Origin of the sequence: Pseudomonas sp. NBRC 111123 (assembly GCF_001320205.1) — a bacterium.
GTDB classification, from domain to species: domain Bacteria; phylum Pseudomonadota; class Gammaproteobacteria; order Pseudomonadales; family Pseudomonadaceae; genus Aquipseudomonas; species Aquipseudomonas putida_J.
In genome coordinates this window covers 1-17,539 of sequence record NZ_BCAZ01000007.1, presented here as the reverse complement: position 1 = coordinate 17,539, position 17,539 = coordinate 1, and the positions used below count along the sequence as shown (strand labels likewise).

General features: G+C 62.4%; 15 protein-coding genes. 5 read left to right on the top strand and 10 right to left on the bottom strand.

Features of this window, described 5'->3' with window-relative positions; all coding sequences use genetic code 11:
* Positions 1–42 precede the first annotated feature (42 nt).
* Entirely contained in the window at positions 43–1,239 is a 1,197-nt protein-coding gene (locus APH27_RS05920; RefSeq protein ID WP_027920952.1) for a class I SAM-dependent rRNA methyltransferase, read from the top strand.
* A 38-nt stretch (positions 1,240–1,277) separates the two neighbouring features.
* Here APH27_RS05920 and APH27_RS05915 read toward each other — a convergent pair whose 3' ends face one another.
* Positions 1,278–1,952 (bottom strand): magnesium transporter, encoded by a 675-nt coding sequence (locus tag APH27_RS05915; protein WP_256208144.1) that lies wholly within the window; start codon positions 1,950–1,952, stop codon positions 1,278–1,280.
* Positions 1,953–2,431: 479 nt separating this feature from the next.
* On the opposite strand from APH27_RS05915, the gene ilvD reads away from it, so the two are divergent.
* On the top strand, positions 2,432–4,273 hold the full coding sequence (gene ilvD, locus APH27_RS05910) for a dihydroxy-acid dehydratase (protein ID WP_027920951.1): 1,842 nt from the start codon (positions 2,432–2,434) through the stop codon (positions 4,271–4,273).
* Positions 4,274–4,337: 64 nt separating this feature from the next.
* Here ilvD and APH27_RS05905 read toward each other — a convergent pair whose 3' ends face one another.
* From APH27_RS05905 to APH27_RS05890, 4 genes are all read right to left on the bottom strand, one after another.
* The gene (locus APH27_RS05905; protein ID WP_060484257.1) at positions 4,338–5,426 is read right to left on the bottom strand and encodes a macro domain-containing protein; all 1,089 of its coding nucleotides are present in this window, start codon (positions 5,424–5,426) and stop codon (positions 4,338–4,340) included.
* On the bottom strand, positions 5,426–6,067 hold the full coding sequence (locus APH27_RS05900; RefSeq protein ID WP_060484256.1) for a DUF4433 domain-containing protein: 642 nt from the start codon (positions 6,065–6,067) through the stop codon (positions 5,426–5,428). The genes APH27_RS05905 and APH27_RS05900 overlap by 1 nt, the downstream gene beginning before the upstream one ends.
* The gene (locus APH27_RS25660) at positions 6,064–6,678 is read right to left on the bottom strand and encodes a DarT ssDNA thymidine ADP-ribosyltransferase family protein (RefSeq protein ID WP_256250554.1); all 615 of its coding nucleotides are present in this window, start codon (positions 6,676–6,678) and stop codon (positions 6,064–6,066) included. The genes APH27_RS05900 and APH27_RS25660 overlap by 4 nt, the downstream gene beginning before the upstream one ends.
* Positions 6,679–6,740: 62 nt before the next feature.
* Positions 6,741–7,796 carry a phosphorylcholine phosphatase gene (locus tag APH27_RS05890; RefSeq protein WP_060484254.1) on the bottom strand — a complete coding sequence of 352 codons (1,056 nt, stop codon included), beginning with the start codon at positions 7,794–7,796 and terminating at the stop codon, positions 6,741–6,743.
* Positions 7,797–8,038: 242 nt separating this feature from the next.
* On the opposite strand from APH27_RS05890, the gene APH27_RS05885 reads away from it, so the two are divergent.
* Positions 8,039–9,430 carry an L-cystine transporter gene (locus APH27_RS05885; RefSeq protein WP_060484253.1) on the top strand — a complete coding sequence of 464 codons (1,392 nt, stop codon included), beginning with the start codon at positions 8,039–8,041 and terminating at the stop codon, positions 9,428–9,430.
* Between the two features lie 121 nt (positions 9,431–9,551).
* Here the strand turns inward: APH27_RS05885 and APH27_RS05880 are convergent, their stop codons facing one another.
* On the bottom strand, positions 9,552–10,067 hold the full coding sequence (locus APH27_RS05880) for a dihydrofolate reductase (protein WP_060484252.1): 516 nt from the start codon (positions 10,065–10,067) through the stop codon (positions 9,552–9,554).
* A gap of 54 nt (positions 10,068–10,121) precedes the next feature.
* On the opposite strand from APH27_RS05880, the gene APH27_RS05875 reads away from it, so the two are divergent.
* Together APH27_RS05875 and APH27_RS05870 are read left to right on the top strand one after the other, a co-directional pair.
* Positions 10,122–11,513 (top strand): DUF2868 domain-containing protein, encoded by a 1,392-nt coding sequence (locus APH27_RS05875; RefSeq protein ID WP_060484251.1) that lies wholly within the window; start codon positions 10,122–10,124, stop codon positions 11,511–11,513.
* Complete coding sequence (locus APH27_RS05870; protein ID WP_027920946.1) at positions 11,506–12,870, top strand: GTPase/DUF3482 domain-containing protein; 1,365 nt, start codon at positions 11,506–11,508, stop codon at positions 12,868–12,870. The genes APH27_RS05875 and APH27_RS05870 overlap by 8 nt, the downstream gene beginning before the upstream one ends.
* 123 nt (positions 12,871–12,993) lie before the next feature.
* Here the strand turns inward: APH27_RS05870 and APH27_RS05865 are convergent, their stop codons facing one another.
* The 4 genes from APH27_RS05865 to APH27_RS05850 are packed head-to-tail and all read right to left on the bottom strand — an operon-like array spanning position 12,994 to position 17,400.
* Entirely contained in the window at positions 12,994–13,542 is a 549-nt protein-coding gene (locus APH27_RS05865; protein WP_027920945.1) for a phosphonate degradation HD-domain oxygenase, read from the bottom strand.
* Positions 13,543–13,559: 17 nt separating this feature from the next.
* A complete protein-coding gene (locus APH27_RS05860) occupies positions 13,560–14,585 on the bottom strand; it encodes a putative 2-aminoethylphosphonate ABC transporter substrate-binding protein (protein ID WP_027920944.1) in 1,026 nt (341 codons plus the stop codon).
* A gap of 30 nt (positions 14,586–14,615) precedes the next feature.
* Entirely contained in the window at positions 14,616–16,340 is a 1,725-nt protein-coding gene (locus APH27_RS05855; protein WP_060484250.1) for a putative 2-aminoethylphosphonate ABC transporter permease subunit, read from the bottom strand.
* 1 nt (position 16,341) lies between these two features.
* Positions 16,342–17,400, bottom strand: coding sequence for a putative 2-aminoethylphosphonate ABC transporter ATP-binding protein (locus APH27_RS05850; RefSeq protein WP_060484249.1), 1,059 nt, complete (start codon positions 17,398–17,400; stop codon positions 16,342–16,344).
* Positions 17,401–17,539 lie beyond the last annotated feature (139 nt).

The following is a 17,539-nucleotide window of genomic DNA, read 5'->3' as shown; positions in this document are numbered from 1 at the left end:
CCAACAGGCTATAATCCCGCTCTTTTTTCCCGGAGCGACGTCATGTCCCTGCCCAGCCTTCGCCTCAAAGCCAATGCCGACCGCCGCCTGCGCGCCGGCCACCTGTGGGTCTACAGCAACGAAGTCGACGTCTCCGCGACCCCGCTGCAAGGCTTCCAGGCCGGCCAGCAGGCAGTACTCGAGGCTGCCAACGGCAAGCCGCTGGGCATCGTCGCACTGAGCCCGAACAACCTGATCTGCGCTCGCCTGCTGTCGCGTGACATCAAGCTGCCGTTGGACAAGTCGTTGCTGGTGCACCGCCTGAACGTGGCCCTGTCCCTGCGCGAGCGCCTGTTCGACAAGCCGTGCTACCGCCTGGTGTACGGCGATTCCGACCTGCTGCCGGGCCTGGTGGTCGACCGCTTCTTCGACATCCTCGTGGTGCAGCTGGCCTCGGCCACCATGGAAGCGCACAAGGATGACGTGATTGCAGCACTGATTCAGGTGCTCAAGCCCAGCGGCATCCTTTTCAAGAACGACTCCGCCGCCCGCGACGCCGAAGGCCTGCAGCGCTACGTCGAAACCGTTTATGGCGAAGTGCCCGACTGGGTCCCGCTGGAAGAGAACGGCGTCAAGTTCGAAGCCCCGGTACGCGAAGGCCAGAAGACTGGCTGGTTCTACGACCACCGCATGAACCGCGCGCGCCTGGCCCCCTACGTCAAAGGCAAGCGCGTGCTCGACCTGTTCAGCTACATCGGTGGCTGGGGCGTGCAGGCCGGCGCATTCGGCGCCAGTGAAGTGTTCTGCGTCGATGCGTCGGGCTTTGCCCTGGATGGCGTCGAGCGTAACGCTGCGCTAAACGGCATCAGCGAGAAGCTGACCTGCATCGAAGGCGACGTGTTCGAGGCCCTGCGCGAGCTCAAGGCCGCCGAAGAGCGCTTCGACGTGATCATTGCCGACCCACCCGCGTTCATCAAGCGCAAGAAGGACCTGAAAAACGGCGAAGCGGCTTATCGCCGTCTCAACGAACAGGCCATGCGCATGCTCAACAAGGACGGCATCCTGGTCAGCGCCTCGTGCTCGATGCACCTGCCCGAGGACGACTTGAACAATATCCTGCTGACCAGCGCCCGCCACCTGGACCGCAACTTGCAATTGCTGGAGCGCGGCGGCCAAGGCCCGGACCACCCCGTGCACCCGGCCATTGCCGAAACCCGCTACATCAAGAGCATCACCTGCCGGTTGCTGCCAAACAGCTGACCCGCGCGGTCTGGGGCGCAATGCGCCCCAGACCGGTATCAGATTTCCAGCACCTGCGACGCGATCCCGAAGTACACCAGCACCCCCGCCGCATCGGCGATCGAAGTCACCAGCGGACCACTGGCAGTCGCCGGGTCGAGCTTCAGGCGTGTGAACAGGAACGGCAGGCTCATGCCGATCAGGCTGCCGACCAACACGATCACCAGCATGCTACTGGCTACGATCAAGGCAACGTCCGCGCCACCTCGCAATGCTCCCAGCGATGCCACCGCCAGGGCCATGGTGCCGCCGAGCGCCAACGCCACCCCGCATTCGCGGCCCAGCATGCGCATCCAGTCACGCATGACCACCTCTCCCGTCGCCAGCGCCCGCACCATCAAGGTGGCCGACTGCGCCCCGGCATTCCCCCCGCTGTCCACCAACAGAGGCAGGAAGAACACCAGCACGATATGCGCGGCGATGGTTTCTTCAAAGGCGGCGATGCCGGCGCCGGAAAACAGGTTGCCGAACACCAGCAGCACCAGCCACAGCACCCGCTTGCGGTAAAGCAGACCGACAGTGGCAGTGCGCAGGTTGCCGACGTGATTGGTGATCGATGCGCCTTTGTGGAAGTCTTCGGTCGCCTCCTGGCGAAGCTTGTCCAGCGCTTCGCTGGCCTGGTCATGCGAGAGTGGTTCTTTACAGCGAATGCAGTTTGCGCAGACAGAGTACATACGAGTCTCCAGGCGCCGACGCAGGCACCCGCAAACCTCGAACTCAGGGGTTCAAGCCTTCGCAAGCCCTGGCGACAACGCGCTCAGTGCCAATTTACAAGTTCGCGGTGAACTGAAACTGGGAAGGTCCATTGAGGTGATTTCTCGTGAAGCCGCACATGCGGCGCGGAGGATGATAACCAGCGCGATTGGCAGGGTCTGCCACGCAGGCACCGTTTCAGAGGCGTCCTACAAGCAGCCGGGAATCACTCTCAAACCACCGTCCAGGCACATCTTCATTCCCTCGCCGCGCCAGCGGTGTAGAATCGGCCTATTCATCGCCAGTCATCCCCGGCGGGTTTATGAGCTCTGGCCAAGCACGCGGCGATCCCGCGCGGTCTTCGGCCCCATCCGTGCCAGTGGCAACCGGCCTGTGGCGCAAAGGACAAGAGAAGCTCACTCCCCTATTTGTGACCTGATTAAGCCGCCAGGAGTGTTTCATGCCTGATTATCGTTCCAAGACTTCCACCCAAGGCCGCAACATGGCCGGCGCCCGCGCCCTGTGGCGCGCCACCGGGATGAAGGATGAAGACTTCAAGAAACCGATCATCGCCATCGCCAACTCGTTCACGCAGTTCGTCCCGGGCCACGTGCACCTGAAGGACCTGGGCCAGCTGGTCGCCCGCGAGATCGAACGCGCCGGTGGCGTGGCCAAGGAATTCAACACCATCGCGGTCGATGACGGCATCGCCATGGGCCACGACGGCATGCTGTACTCGCTGCCCAGCCGCGAAATCATTGCCGACGCCGTCGAGTACATGGTCAACGCCCACTGCGCCGACGCCATCGTCTGCATCTCCAACTGCGACAAGATCACCCCCGGCATGCTGATGGCCGCCCTGCGCCTGAACATCCCGGTGATCTTCGTTTCCGGCGGCCCGATGGAAGCCGGCAAGACCAAGCTGGCCAGCCACGGCCTGGACCTGGTCGACGCCATGGTCATCGCCGCCGACTCCACGGCCTCCGACGAGAAGGTCGCCGAGTACGAGCGCAGCGCCTGCCCGACCTGCGGTTCGTGCTCCGGCATGTTCACCGCCAACTCGATGAACTGCCTGACCGAAGCCTTGGGCCTCGCCCTGCCGGGCAACGGTTCGACCCTGGCCACCCACGCCGACCGCGAGCAACTGTTCCTCACCGCTGGCCGCACCATCGTCGAGCTGTGCAAGCGCTATTACCAGGAGAACGACGAGTCGGTGCTGCCGCGCAGCATCGCCAACTTCAAGGCGTTCGAGAACGCCATGATGCTCGACATCGCCATGGGCGGCTCCACCAACACCATCCTGCACCTGCTGGCGGCAGCCCAGGAAGGTGAAGTCGAGTTCGACCTGCGCGACATCGACCGCCTGTCACGCAAGGTGCCGCAGCTGTGCAAAGTGGCGCCGAACATCCAGAAGTACCACATGGAAGACGTGCACCGCGCTGGCGGCATCTTCAGCATCCTCGGTTCGCTGGCCCGTGGTGGCCTGCTGCACACCGACCTGCCGACCGTGCACAGCCGCAGCATGGAAGAAGCCATCGCCAAGTGGGACATCACCCAGACCGATGACGAGGCCGTGCACACCTTCTTCAAGGCAGGCCCGGCCGGCATCCCGACCCAAACCGCGTTCAGCCAGTCGACCCGCTGGGAAACCCTCGACGACGACCGTGAAAACGGCTGTATCCGCAGCTTCGAGCACGCCTACTCGCAAGAAGGCGGCCTGGCTGTGCTGTACGGCAACATCGCCCTGGACGGCTGCGTGGTGAAAACCGCCGGTGTCGACGAGTCGATCCACGTGTTCGAGGGCACCGCGAAGATCTTCGAAAGCCAGGACAGCGCCGTGCGCGGCATCCTCGCCGACGAAGTGAAGGCCGGCGACATCGTGATCATCCGTTACGAAGGCCCGAAAGGCGGCCCGGGCATGCAAGAGATGCTCTACCCGACCTCGTACCTGAAGTCCAAAGGCCTGGGCAAGGCTTGTGCGCTGCTCACCGATGGTCGCTTCTCGGGCGGCACCTCGGGCCTGTCGATCGGCCACGCCTCGCCTGAAGCAGCCGCTGGCGGTGCCATCGGCCTGGTGCGCGACGGCGACAAAGTGCTGATCGACATCCCGAACCGTTCGATCAACCTGTTGGTCAGCGACGAAGAGCTGGCTCACCGCCGCATCGAGCAGGACAAGAAAGGCTGGAAGCCGGTTGAAGTACGTCCGCGCAAGGTGACCACCGCGCTGAAGGCCTATGCCCTGCTGGCAACCAGTGCCGACAAGGGTGCTGTGCGTAACAAGGCAATGCTCGAAGGGCTGTGAGGCTCTGACGGCGTAAAAAAAAACCGGCGCCTTGAGCGCCGGTTTTTTGATTGCTCATTGATGTTCAATGAAACGGGGTAGCAGTGTCCGAGCAAAACATTGACAGCTTGTGAAGAGCGATTCCAAGTGACTCGTCATCAAACAATTTGCTTTTTCGAGCAGCGGATCCTGCCCCTCCAGACCAGCTTTTCAGATGTTCGCGAACTGCTGGGACTGTCGGTTCTACACCATCTACATGCAATAGCCAATCAACAGTAGCCAGTAGCTCCATACCAAAAGGAGACTCAAAACCATCGATCAATTCGGCAGTGAACTCCAACGCAGGCAAATACGCCTTGGCTTCACTGTTCAAATACGCCTGCACAAATGACTTGCGCCCCTCATCAAACCAGATCACGTCCAGAGGGCCCGCATCGCTGATTCGCTTTCCGCAGTGCAAATAACTACCATCAAGGTTGTCTAGCAGATGCTCAAGCCGGTTCGCGTAAGGGCCGTACTTATGAGCAACAAACTTCAACTCCAATGGGTTGATGCCTGGCGTGAACCGCTCGATTGATCGTTCTAGAAACCAGGCAAGCTTCTGGACTTCGAGCAAACTGCACTCCATCCCAAGCACCCAGTAGCGGCGCACCAGCTCTGCAATCAAGGCTCGAGCCGGGGTTAGCTTCTCAACACCACAGCGCTTGGAAACGTTTTGATAATTTGCCGTAGGCTCGAAAACAATAATATCCGCATCCAGATCATCCAGAACGCTCTGAATCTGTTCTCGTACCGTATCCCAAGGCAAGCCTCCATTGCCAGCGCCAAGTGGAGGGATAGCAATCGATGCCACTTGGTTCTCGATAATGAAGTTGCGCAAATCATGGAGACCATCGACGATCCAGCCAATTTGCGAAGGCGAGCGCCAATGCCGCTTGGTTGGAAAATTCACAATCCAGCGCGGCCCGTCCAGCTCACGCACTTCAGTGACAAACATCTTCCCAGTAATTACTTCTTTCGCTTTGCAAGCAGCAGCATACTGGCGATAGTTATCGGCAAAACGCTCCTTGAACATCAGCGCGATGCCTTTGCCCATCACCCCTACGGTGTTGACAGTATTAACCAGCGCTTCGGCCTTGGCCTCCAGCAGGTTACCTTGCATAAAGCGGATCATCAGAAGTACCACCTAGGGCGAGCATACACGGGAAGATTCAGCTGACGTTGCTGAACCTCCTTGTCGACACGACTCTTCAAAGTTTCGTTGTAGCAGACAATTCCCAGAAGGCCAGCGACCGGGACATGTCCATGGATAAGGGCCTCAGCCTGATAACGCTCCATTTTTCGAGGGTCATCAGGATCACGTTTGAAATCCCTGCGCTGCAAAATCCCCCAATCGATTTTGTCCAGCTGCGTGAGATCGCTGTAGTAGCCAGCCCAATGCGGGTAGGCATGGGCGTCCGTGAAGACAAACCGCAGACCCAGCGACTGCGCATGGTACAGACTGGAGACAAGAATCACGATCTCTTCGTTCCTCCGCTGGGGAACGCCCCACCCCGAGTGGATGTTCTTCATCATCACGGAGAACGGGGTGAAGTAGAACGGCACATAATCTGCCAGCGTCCCATTGGGATCTATAGGCACGTGGCGTTGCGCTCGCTTGCTGATCAGCTCTGGATTGCCGATTCCAACGTAAGCGCTGGAAAACTTACCGGATGACACAGCATGCAGCCCATGATCCAGAAGCCACGGTAGGTTATCGCGGTGAACAATTCGCCAGATGAGCGCCTTGGATGGGTTGAGACTGGAATAGATCATCTAGGTGGGAACATGTTTGGATTCGAGTCGATCCATAGATTGCCCATCCCCGCTCCCCTAGCCTCCCGCGCTACGGTTTGCTGGATTTCAGGTGATGGCGTATAGATTTTTGCAAACTGGGCCGCCAGCACTGGGCCCGGAGCTAAACACTCTGCCATGCAAATGTGCCTGCACAGGGGATCACGATACTCTCGTCGCTCCATCATGTCCCAGTCAATCGTTCCAATCCCTGCTTCATAATCCAGTAATTCAAGAGCGCCACCGGCCAATGGATGCCTTGGTATCACGCGCCAGTTGGACTGACGAGCGTAACTCCTGGCCACGGCAATCAATACAAAACGCTCGCCCGGTCGGTCATGATGCACTCTGCCATCGAAGGGGTTTTTCGCAAACCAGTGAAATGGCACAAACTGTTCCAGAGCCTCGCCCCGCCGGCCTTCGATAATTTCAGGATCAGCGATATCGGTGAAACCCGCCTCCAGATGGGCTCTGGGAAGCAAGCCCCTCCGCATGATGGAAGGGACATTTTCGACGCTGGTCAGATGGTAGATGAACTGCTGATCTCGAATAACCACTGGCAACCTCTGGCAGAAATGATATCCATGGGCCATCAACCATAGTCATTGGATCCATATCTGCCAGGCTGCAGCCACTTTAAATCCAATCCTGACCTTTACTGAATCTGCTCCGGCGTCACGATCACCCAGTTCTTGTCTGCGGTCACCGGCAACCCTTCCTTGGCCTGGGCCGCCGCATGCTTCGCGATCATCCCGTTCAACTGGTCCATGTACTTGGCCTTGCGGTTTATCCACAGGTGAATGCCGCCCTTGTCCACATCCACACCGTGAAACTGCATGTAGCCATCACTGGTCGGTGTATCACCGCCCACCAGCACCGGTTTCTTCCATTCATCGATGTAGGTGAGGATCGCCGCCTGCTTGCCCGCCATCCAAGTGGCCGGGGTCCACAGGTAAGGCGTCAGCTCGAGTCCTTCGTTGGCCTTGGCGTCATAGTGCCCGGCAGCGATCTGCTTGCGCGCCGTGGTCAGCTGGCCATTGGCGCGATCCTTGAGCAACAGGCTGACGCCAATCACGTTCTGCGGTTTGACGTTGTAGCCGTACTTGGGATCGGAAGCGACCATGCGCACCAACTCTTCCGAGGCCGCCGAGATCACGTAGACCTCGATACCGTTCTCCATCAGCTTGTTGTACAGCTCCGCCTGGCCAGTGAAGACCTTCGGCGGCTGCACCTCGATGGACTTGACCTGGTCACCTTCGAAATAGGTGCTGGGGATTGGCTTGGCAGAGGCCATCAGCTCATCGACCTGAGCCTTCAGCTCCTTGAGCGTAAAACCGGCAAACACCTGTGCCACCCACGGGTAGCAGACCATGTCGTCGATCTCGCACAGCCGGTAGTAGTAGCTGAACAGGCTTTCCTTGTGCGCAGCAGTGTCCTTGAACGGGATCAGCTTGAGCGACGGGTCGAGCTTGTCACGGGTCAACAGCCCTTTGTTTTCCATGAACGGCAGCAGCGCTTCTTCGAGGTCGTAGCGGTAGCTGGTGTTGTCCATGTCGAACACCGCGTAGTTACCTTTGTGGGCATTGGCGGCAATCATGGCGTCGAGCTGCCTGGCCGCATCGGCGGGCCAGTGCTTGAGCTCGGTAGCGAAGCTTTCGACACTGAACAACAGCGACAAGCCAAGGGCGAGGGCTTTCGGAGCGAATTTCATGTGCGGATCTCCTGAAATGACCTGGAAACGCTAGTGCAACATTCCCGCCTTAAAGGCCCTCACAACGACCCGCATGCAACTCTAAACGCCTTGTTCATTGCTATCCGCGACAAGCTGTTATTCCATTAGCGACTAAGCAAATTACTTTTGGGTATAAATTCGTTTGTTTTCAGGCTGTTAGCATTTCCGTTCGCAATCGCTCACCAGAGGCGATGCCTCTTCTGCTTTTTCCTGGAGCTTCAATGAACCTGCCGTTGTCTCTCAACCTGCTGGCGTTCCTGGCCTTGCTGCTGGGCCTGGCGCAAACCCGCCGCACCAACTGGAGCCTGGCCAAGAAAGTACTGCTGGGCCTGGCACTGGGCGTGGCGTTCGGCCTGGTCTTGCACACCATTTACGGCGCTGGCCACCCGGTACTCAAGGCCACCATCAGCTGGCTCGACCTGGTCGGCAACGGCTACGTCGGGCTGCTGCAGATGATCGTCATGCCGCTGATCTTCGCCTCGATCCTCAGCGCCGTGGCCCGCCTGCACAACGCCTCGTCGCTGGGCCGCATCAGCGTGCTGAGCATTGGCACGCTGCTGCTGACCACCGCCATCGCCGCGCTGATCGGCATTGTCCTGACCAACCTGTTCGGCCTTAGCGCCGAAGGCCTGGTGGCCGGCGCCCAGGAAAGCGCGCGGATGCAGGTTATCCACAGCGACTACGTCGGCAAGGTCGCCGACCTGAATATCCCGCAGTTGCTGCTGTCGTTCATCCCGAGCAACCCGGTCGGCGACCTGGCCCGGGCCAAGCCGACCTCGATCATCAGCGTGGTGATCTTCGCCGTGTTCGTTGGCCTGGCCGCGCTGCAACTGATCAAGGACGATGCGCAGAAGGGCGAGCGCGCCCTGTCGGCCATCGATACCCTGCAGGCCTGGGTGATGCGCCTGGTACGCGTGGTCATGAAGCTCACGCCTTATGGCGTGCTGGCATTGATGACCAAAGTGGTGGCCAGCTCGAACATGGAGGACATCCTCAAGCTCGGCAGTTTCGTGGTGGTGTCGTACCTGGGCCTGGCGCTGATGTTCGTGGTCCACGGGATCATCCTCGCCGCTACCGGCGTGAGCCCGCTGCGCTTCTTCCGCAAGGTCTGGCCGGTGCTGACCTTTGCCTTCACCAGCCGCTCCAGCGCCGCCAGCATCCCGCTGAACATCGAAGCGCAAACCCGCCGCCTGGGCGTGCCGCAGTCGATTGCCAGCTTCAGTGCATCGTTCGGCACCACGATTGGCCAGAACGGCTGCGCCGGGCTCTATCCCGCCATGTTGGCCGTGATGGTGGCGCCTGCGGTGGGCATCGATACCTTCGACCCGCTGTGGATAGCGACCCTGGTGGCGATCGTGACGCTGAGTTCGGCGGGGGTTGCCGGTGTGGGTGGCGGTGCGACCTTCGCCGCGCTGATCGTGCTGCCGGCCATGGGCCTGCCGGTCGAGTTGGTGGCACTGTTGATCTCGGTTGAGCCGCTGATCGACATGGGCCGCACGGCGTTGAACGTGAACGGTTCGATGACCGCGGGCGTGGTGACCAGCCAGTTGCTGAAAGAGACCGACAAGGAAGTGCTGGGCGGCGATGAACATGCCGAGCTAAGCCATACCTGACAAATCGCCGGGGGCGCCTTGCGCCCCTTTCGCGACACAAGGCCGCTCCTACAAGGCAAACGCGTATCCCTGTAGAAGCGGCCTTGCGTCGCGAAAGGGCTGCAAGGCAGCCCCAGCATTCTCAAACTTTGTTCCAAACCTCGAAGTGGTAAGCCGGCTTGCCTTCTTCAGCCTGCGCCTCGCTCGACAGCAACTTCCACTGGCCCTCATCGAACGCCGGGAACCAGGCATCACCCTGCGGCGATAGCTCGACCCGCGTCAGGTACATCCGGCTCACCAGCCCCTTCTCCAGCGCCTGCCCATACAGCTGCGCCCCGCCAATCAGCATCAGCTCACCAACGCCCTGCTCCCGCGCCCATTGCTCGGCCCGCGTCACCGCTGCTTCAAGCGAACTGAACACTTCGGCGCCCACCAGTTGCAACCCTGGCTGCCGGCTGACCACGATATTCAGCCGCCCCGGCAACGGCCGGCCCAGTGAATCCCAGGTCTTGCGCCCCATGATGATCGGCTTGCCCAGGGTGGTGGCCTTGAAGTACTTGAAGTCCCCCGGCAGGTGCCAGGGCATGGAGTTGTCGATGCCGATCACGCGGTTCTCGGCGTGAGCCGCGATCAGGCTGAGGGGGAGTGATGTATTCATGCCAGCGAGGATAGCACCGGGCGTGTGGGTTATGCTTCTGCCCTGAACCACGCAATGGAAGACCCTGTGACTGCACCGACTCCACTGGACAAGCGCTGGCTCACCGAAGCGGTACGCCTGCGCGAAGAACATGCCGGCCTGCTGGAAGACCAGGAGGCCAACCGCCACGCCCGCCAGCAGGGCGGTGACCTGGCGGCGCGCATCGAAACCCGTGCGCTGTGGCTGGCCGAACGCGATGGCATGACCACGGCCTTGCGCCACTGGCAGCAGGGCGCCCGCCTGGCGCTGCTGGCCTTGATGCTGCTGGCCATTTTCAGCGGCGCAGGCCTGGCCTTCGCCGCCCTGGGCGACGGGCAACGCCCGGTCAACGTGTTCTGGGCCCTGGGCAGCCTACTCGGGCTGAACCTGCTGATGCTGCTGGGCTGGGCCGTGGGTTTTGCCTTGAGCGGCGAGCACGGCGCCAGCCTCGGTCGCCTGTGGCTGTGGTTGAGTGAACGCTTTGCCCGCGATGCCAAGGCCGCGCACCTGGCGCCAGCGCTGTTGGTGCTACTGCAACGCCAGCGCCTGAACCGCTGGCTGCTGGGTGCCCTAGTACACGGGCTGTGGCTACTGGCGATGCTCGCCGCCCTGGTCATGCTCCTGACCTTGCTGGCTACCCGCCGGTACGGCTTCGTCTGGGAAACCACGCTGCTTGCCGCCGACCCGTTCATTCACCTGACCCAAGCCCTCGGCGCACTGCCCTCGCTGCTTGGTTTCGCCGTACCGGACGAGGCCATGATCCGCGCCAGCGGCGACACCCTCCCCGCCCTGGATATCGCCCGCCAGGCTTGGGCCAGCTGGCTGCTCGGCGTGGTGTTGGTGTACGGCCTGCTGCCGCGCCTGCTGCTGGCCGGGCTGTGCCTGTGGCGCTGGCGCCAGGGCCGTGAGCGGCTGACGCTTGACCTCAGCCTGCCCGGCTACGCGCAGCTGCGCGACGCCCTGATGCCCCGCAGCGAGCGCATCGGCGTGCAGGATACAGCCCCCGATGCGCTGCCACAATTCGAGGCTGGCCAGTTGGAAAGCACCAGTAGCGGCGCCCTGCTGGTGGGCCTGGAGCTGGACCACCAGCACCCTTGGCCGCCCGCCCTGCCCAAGGCCGTGACCGACGCTGGCGTGCTCGACAACCGCGAATCACGCAACAAGCTGCTCGAACAGCTCAGCCGTTTCCCGCCAGCGCGCCTGGCCATCGCCTGCGACCCACGCCGCTCGCCCGACCGCGGCAGCCTGGCGCTGCTCGCAGAGCTGGCACGCCATGCTGGCGCCACTCGCATCTGGCTGCTTCAGGCAGCGCCCGGCCAAGCCCTGGACGCCCAGCGCCTGGGTGACTGGCACGACGCCCTTGACCGCCTCGGCCTGCCCCATGCCGACACCTCGCCCCTGACCTGGCTGGAGCATGGCCATGACTGAGCCGCTGAAACTGGCCGTGGTTGGCCACACCAACGTCGGCAAGACCTCGCTGCTGCGCACGCTCACCCGTGACGTCGGCTTTGGCGAGGTCTCACACCGCCCCAGCACCACCCGCCACGTCGAAGGCGCACGGCTGTCGGTGGATGGCGAACCGCTGCTCGAGCTCTACGACACGCCCGGCCTGGAAGATGCCATCGCCTTGCTCGACTACCTCGAGCGCCTGGAACGCCCCGGTGAACGCCTGGACGGCCCAGCCCGCCTCGAACGCTTCCTGCAGGGCAGCGAGGCGCGCCAGCGCTACGAGCAGGAAGCCAAGGTGCTGCGCCAGTTGCTAGCGAGCAATGCTGGCCTTTATGTCATTGACGCCCGCGAGCCGGTGCTGGCCAAGTACCGCGACGAACTGGAAGTGCTGGCCAGCTGCGGCAAGCCGTTGTTGCCGGTGCTCAACTTCGTCGCCAGCAGCCAGCACCGTGAGCCGGAATGGCGTGAAGCCCTTGCCCGGCTTGGGCTTCACGCACTGGTGCGGTTCGATAGCGTCGCCCCGCCAGAAGATGGCGAACGCCGGCTGTACGAGAGCCTGGCACTGCTGTTGGAAGACGCCCGACCAGCCCTGCAACGGCTGATCGACGACCAGCAGGCACAGCGCCTGGCGCGCCAGCAAAGCGGCAAGCGGCTGATCGCCGAGCTGCTGCTCGACTGCGCGGCCTGCCGCCGCAGTGTCGAGGCTGAGCCGGTAGCCGAGGCGCGCGCCATCGAGGCACTGCGCCAGGATGTGCGCCAGCGTGAACAGCGTTGCGTAGAAGCATTGCTCAAGCTGTATGCCTTCCGACGGGAGGATGCCAATGCCGGTGATTTGCCGTTGCTGGATGGCCGTTGGGGTGATGATCTTTTCAACCCCGAGACTCTGAAACTGCTGGGTGTGCGCCTGGGCAGCGGCGTGGCGGCCGGGGCTGCTGCCGGTGCCGGGGTTGACTTGCTGGTTGGGGGCCTGACCCTCGGCGCAGCAGCGCTGGCAGGTGCCATTGCCGGTGGTGCGCTGCAGACGGCGCGCAACTATGGGTCAAGGCTGATGGGCAAGCTGAAGGGGCAACGCGAACTGACGGTGGATGACACAGTGCTGCGGCTGCTGGCGTTGCGTCAGCAGCACTTGATGGTAGCGCTGGATAGCCGTGGGCATGCGGCGCAAGACCGCATACGGCTGGGTGAAGTGGATGAAAAGGCCTGGCGTGAGGGCAAGCTGCCAGAGGCGTTGATCAAGGCACGGGCGCATCCGCAGTGGTCGACCCTCAACCCTGGGGCGAAGCTCAATCAGGCCGAGCGCCAGGAACAGCTGGAGGCGCTCGTTTCACAGATCTGATTCAGCAGGTCTTGCCCTTTCGCGGGCAAGCCCGCTCCCACAAAGGGACTGCACAACTTTCGAAAAGTGTGCGGTCCCTTTGTGGGAGCGGGTTTACCCGCGAAGAGGCCGGAGCAGGCAACTTCAAAGCAAAGCCAGAGCCTTCTGCTTGAGCAGCGCCAGATCCATCACCGGCACCCCGACCTCCTTGGCCATCTCGTCCCACTCCCGCATCCGCAAGCTCACCTCGAACAGCGGATCCTGCTCGAATGTATCCGCCTCGGCTGCGCTCATCACGCCCCCCTGATACTCCAGGGTCCGCCGGCTCGCCTCGCTCAGCCGCTGGTAATACCCAGGCTCGCGCAAGGTCAGGTAACGCTTGGCCTCCACGTGGTATTGCACCAGCCGCGCCATGCGCTCGCCAAAGCCACAACGACGCAGGTATTGCGCACCGATGCGCTCATGGCTGACCACGCCATAGCCGCCCATGCTGGCGTCACCGCCGCACAGGTGGCCGATGTCATGGAAGAACGCCGCCAGCACCACTTCATCATCGAAGCCTTCAGCCATGGCCAGCTGCGCAGCCTGGGACATGTGTTCGAGCTGGTTGATGGCTTCGCCGATGTAGTCGTCGCTGCCATGCTGCTCATACAAACTGAACAGCCTGTCGATGATCTGGGATGGCGTAGGCATGGGCTTCACTCCTGGGCTTATTGTTGCGCCACTTTCTCCGACTTGCCGTCATAGCGCTTGCGCCATTCGGTGAGGATCTCGTCGCGGTTCTTCGAGGCCCAGGCAAAGTCGTTCTTGATCAGGCGCTGTTCATAGTCGGCCGGCAGCTCGGTCTGTGGCTTGGCGATACCTGGCGCGGCCAGTACGGCAAAGTTGTCCTTGTACAGCTCCATGGCCGCCGGGCTTGCCGAGAAATCAGCCAGGCGCTTGGCCGCGTCAGCCTTGGGCGAGCCTTTGATCACGGCAGTTGCTTCGATCTCCCAGCCCAAGCCTTCCTTCGGCAGCACGATATCCAGCGGCGCGCCTTGGCGCTTGAGCTGCACGGCCGGGTACTCGAACGAAATACCGATCGGAAACTCGCCCGCCGCCGCCAGCTTGCACGGTTTGGAGCCGGAGTGAACATATTGGCCGATGTTCTGGTGCAAAGCATCCATGTAGGCCCAGCCTTGAGGCTCGCCGAAGGTCTGCAGCCAGGCGCTGACGTCAAGGAAACCGGTGCCGGACGAGGCCGGGTTGGGCATGACGATCTTGCCTTTGTACTCAGGCTTGGTCAGGTCCTGCCAGCTCACGGGTTTAGTCAGGCCCTGCTTTTCGGCTTCGACAGTGTTGAAGCAGATGGTCGCGGCCCACACGTCCATGCCGACCCAGGCTGGCGGGTTGGCCGCATCGCGGTAGTTCGCCGAGATCTTGCCCAGGTCTTTCGGCGCGTAGGCTTCGAGCATGCCGTTGTGGTCGAGAATGGCCAGGCTGGAAGCGGCCAGGCCCCAGACCGCGTCGGCCTGTGGGCGCTCCTTCTCTGCCAGCAGCTTGGCGGTGATGATGCCAGTGGAATCACGCACCCACTTGATCTCGATGTCCGGGTTGGCCTTTTCGAAGGCCTGCTTGTAACTCTTGAGCTGCTCGGCTTCCAGCGCGGTGTACACAGTCAGCTGTGTGGCTGCGGCCGAAGCCTGCAGGCTGAAGACGGCGGATACGGCAGCGGCAAGTGCAAGGGGCTTGAACATGATGCGTTTCCTATCAGTGTGGGCAGGCAGTCATTGGCCGGGCGCGCGCTGGCGCCAGGCCTGGGAGCGGCGCAGCAGGCCGCGGGAAGCCGCGGCCAGCAGCAGCGATGCGGCGGCGCTGGTCAGCAGGATCAGGGTCGACATGGCGGCAGCACCGCCGACGTTGCCAGCATCGTCCATGTTCAGCACGGCGACTGCGGCGAGGAGGGTGTCGGGGCTGTAGAGGAAGATCGCCGCCGACACGGTGGTCATCGCCGAGACGAACAGGTAGCGGATGATGTCCAGCAGCGCCGGCAGGCAGATCGGCACGGTGACCCGCACGAAGTGCTTGTATAGCGGGGCCTTGAGCGACAACGCGGCGGCCTCGAACTCGCCGTCGAGCTGGCGCAGCGCGGTGGCGGCGGTCATCTGCGCGGTGGTCAGGTAGTGGGCGATGGTGCACAGCACCAGCAGCGCCATGCCGCCGTAGAACACGTGCAGCGGGTTGCCGCTGAGGTTGAAGAAGAACACGTAGCCCAGGCCCAGCACCAAACCCGGTACCGCCATGGGGATGAAGCTGAGCAGACGCAGAGCCTGGTTGAGCAGGCGCTGACCTTGGGTTTTCTCCATCAGGTAGGCGCCAGTGAAGATCACGATGCTGCCGATCAGTGCGGTGCACAGGGCCATGGTCACACTGTTGCGGTAGGCCAGCCAGCCGCCACCGGCGGTGTCCTCGAACTGGTAATGCTTGAACGACAGGGTCAGGTTGTACGGCCAGAACGTGACCAGCGACGAGTACACCGCCATGCCGATTACCACCAGCAGGGCTGCGCAGACCAGCAGCACGATGGCCAGGTAACAGGCATCACGGCAGCGCGACGGCTTGGGCTCGAACACCTGGGCTCGGCCGCTCATCGCCTCGCCCTGGCGCCGACGCAGCCAGGCATCGACGCCGAAGCTGAACAGCGCCGGCAGCAGCAATACCATGCCGATCAACGCGCCACGGCCGAACTGCTGCTGGCCGACAACCGCCTTGTAGGCCTCCAGCGCCAGCACCTGATAATCGCCGCCCACCACGACCGGCACGCCGAAATCGGTGATGGTCAAGGTGAATACCAGGCAAAACGCGGCGAACACCGCCTGACGCGTGGCTGGCCAAGTGATGCTGAGAAATGCCCGCCACGGCCCGGCCCCCATGCTCGACGCCGCGTCGAACAGCCGCGCGTCGGCCAGCGACAAAGCCGAGAGAAGGATCATCAACGCATGGGGGAAGGTGTAGATGGCCTCGCCCAGGACAATGCCCCAGAAGCCATAAATATTGTGGCTGAGCAGGCTGCGCAACAGGCCTTGGTTGCCGAAAAGATAGACCAGGGCAATCGCCGGTAGCATCGACGGCGCCAGCAACGGCAGCAGCGAGATGCCGCGCCACAGGCCCTTGGCCGGGATCAGCGTGCGCTGCAAGGCGTAGGCGAAGAGGTAGGCCAACGGCACCACGATCGCCGCCACGGTAAAGGCCACCGACAGGCTGTTGCCGAGCAGCCAGTGAAAGTTTTCGCTGGCGAACAGTTCGCGGGCAGCCAATACGCCACCGCCCTGGCCGGCTTCACCGCTGAAGCCTTTCCAGAAAATGGCCAGCAGTGGCATCACCACGGCCAGCAGCAGAAGAATCAGCAGCAGGCTCTTGCCACCGACAACGAACAGGCGGTCACCCAGGGCGACGTCACCGCGTCGCGCATCCTTGGTCGGGGTCAGCGGTAAAGACATTGGCGCGGCCATCTCAGGCAAACACCTGCAGGCTCTGCGGTGGCAGCGCCACCCAGATGTCCTGCGAGCCCAGGGGCGGCATGGCTTCGGGCGCAAGTTCGGCGAGCAGGGCATGGCCCGGCAGCGCCTCGAGCTCGAAGCTCATGCGGCAGCGGTTGCCAAGGAAGGTGATTTCGCGGACCTTGGCCGGGAACAGGTTCTCCTCATGCACCACTGGGTTCACGGTGATTGCCTCTGGGCGGCAGAACAGTCGACCACTGCGGGCACTACCCGCGTTGGTTGCCAGGCGCATGCTCATGGCGCCGACCTGGGCGTGGCTCTCGCTACTGCGCTGGAACGGCAGCCAGTTGCCTTGGCCGACGAATTCGGCGACGAACGGCGTGGCTGGCTGGTCGTAGATTTCCTGCGGGGTCGCGTATTGCTCGACCTGGCCGTTGTTCATCACCGCGATGCGGTCAGCCATGAGCATGGCTTCGTCCTGGTTGTGGGTGACCATCAACGTGGTGATACCCAGCTGGCGCTGCAGCTGGCGCAGCTCGGTACACAAGTGCTCACGCACGCGGGCATCCAGTGCTGACATCGGTTCGTCGAGCAGCAGCAGTGACGGCGACGGCGCCAGCGCACGGGCCAGGGCCACACGCTGTTGCTGGCCGCCGGACAGCTGGCCGGGATACTTCTTTTCGCTACCGGACAGGCCAACCAGCTCAAGCATTTCCGCCACGCGCTGGCGGCTCTCGTCGCGGCTGCTGCCGGTCAGGCCGTAAGCAATGTTGGCTTCAACGCTAAGGTTGGGGAACAGTGCGTAGGACTGGAACAGGATTCCGTAGTCCCGGGCCTGGGGTGGCAGTTCGGAGATGTCGCGCTCACCGATGTACAGCGCGCCACGGTCCTGGCGCTCAAGGCCTGCGATGCAGCGCAGCAGGGTGGTCTTGCCGCAACCGGACGGGCCAAGCAGGCACACCAGCTCACCGGCGGCGATGTCCAGGGACACATTGTTCAGCGCCGTGAAGGCACCGAAACGTTTGTGGATACCGCGCACTTTCATCTGTGCGCCCGGGGTGGCGTGGTTCATGGCAAGGCCTCATCGAACAAGTGAGGGCCATGCTAGGAAGGCTGTGCGAAGGTTCTGTGGCTTTTGGGCAAAAGCCGCTGATAGTGGTATAGGCAGATTTGGTAGTGGCCGCGAGGGCCTATTCGCGGGTAAACCCGCT

Bases quoted from the DNA above. Each gene is read 5' to 3' on its own strand.
- APH27_RS05920 (WP_027920952.1), top strand. From the start codon at position 43: ATGTCCCTGCCCAGCCTTCGCCTCAAAGCCAATGCCGACCGCCGCCTG.
- APH27_RS05915 (WP_256208144.1), bottom strand. From the start codon at position 1,952: ATGTACTCTGTCTGCGCAAACTGCATTCGCTGTAAAGAACCACTCTCG.
- ilvD (WP_027920951.1), top strand. From the start codon at position 2,432: ATGCCTGATTATCGTTCCAAGACTTCCACCCAAGGCCGCAACATGGCC.
- APH27_RS05905 (WP_060484257.1), bottom strand. From the start codon at position 5,426: ATGATCCGCTTTATGCAAGGTAACCTGCTGGAGGCCAAGGCCGAAGCG.
- APH27_RS05900 (WP_060484256.1), bottom strand. From the start codon at position 6,067: ATGATCTATTCCAGTCTCAACCCATCCAAGGCGCTCATCTGGCGAATT.
- APH27_RS25660 (WP_256250554.1), bottom strand. From the start codon at position 6,678: ATGGCCCATGGATATCATTTCTGCCAGAGGTTGCCAGTGGTTATTCGA.
- APH27_RS05890 (WP_060484254.1), bottom strand. From the start codon at position 7,796: ATGAAATTCGCTCCGAAAGCCCTCGCCCTTGGCTTGTCGCTGTTGTTC.
- APH27_RS05885 (WP_060484253.1), top strand. From the start codon at position 8,039: ATGAACCTGCCGTTGTCTCTCAACCTGCTGGCGTTCCTGGCCTTGCTG.
- APH27_RS05880 (WP_060484252.1), bottom strand. From the start codon at position 10,067: ATGAATACATCACTCCCCCTCAGCCTGATCGCGGCTCACGCCGAGAAC.
- APH27_RS05875 (WP_060484251.1), top strand. From the start codon at position 10,122: ATGGAAGACCCTGTGACTGCACCGACTCCACTGGACAAGCGCTGGCTC.
- APH27_RS05870 (WP_027920946.1), top strand. From the start codon at position 11,506: ATGACTGAGCCGCTGAAACTGGCCGTGGTTGGCCACACCAACGTCGGC.
- APH27_RS05865 (WP_027920945.1), bottom strand. From the start codon at position 13,542: ATGCCTACGCCATCCCAGATCATCGACAGGCTGTTCAGTTTGTATGAG.
- APH27_RS05860 (WP_027920944.1), bottom strand. From the start codon at position 14,585: ATGTTCAAGCCCCTTGCACTTGCCGCTGCCGTATCCGCCGTCTTCAGC.
- APH27_RS05855 (WP_060484250.1), bottom strand. From the start codon at position 16,340: ATGGCCGCGCCAATGTCTTTACCGCTGACCCCGACCAAGGATGCGCGA.
- APH27_RS05850 (WP_060484249.1), bottom strand. From the start codon at position 17,400: ATGAACCACGCCACCCCGGGCGCACAGATGAAAGTGCGCGGTATCCAC.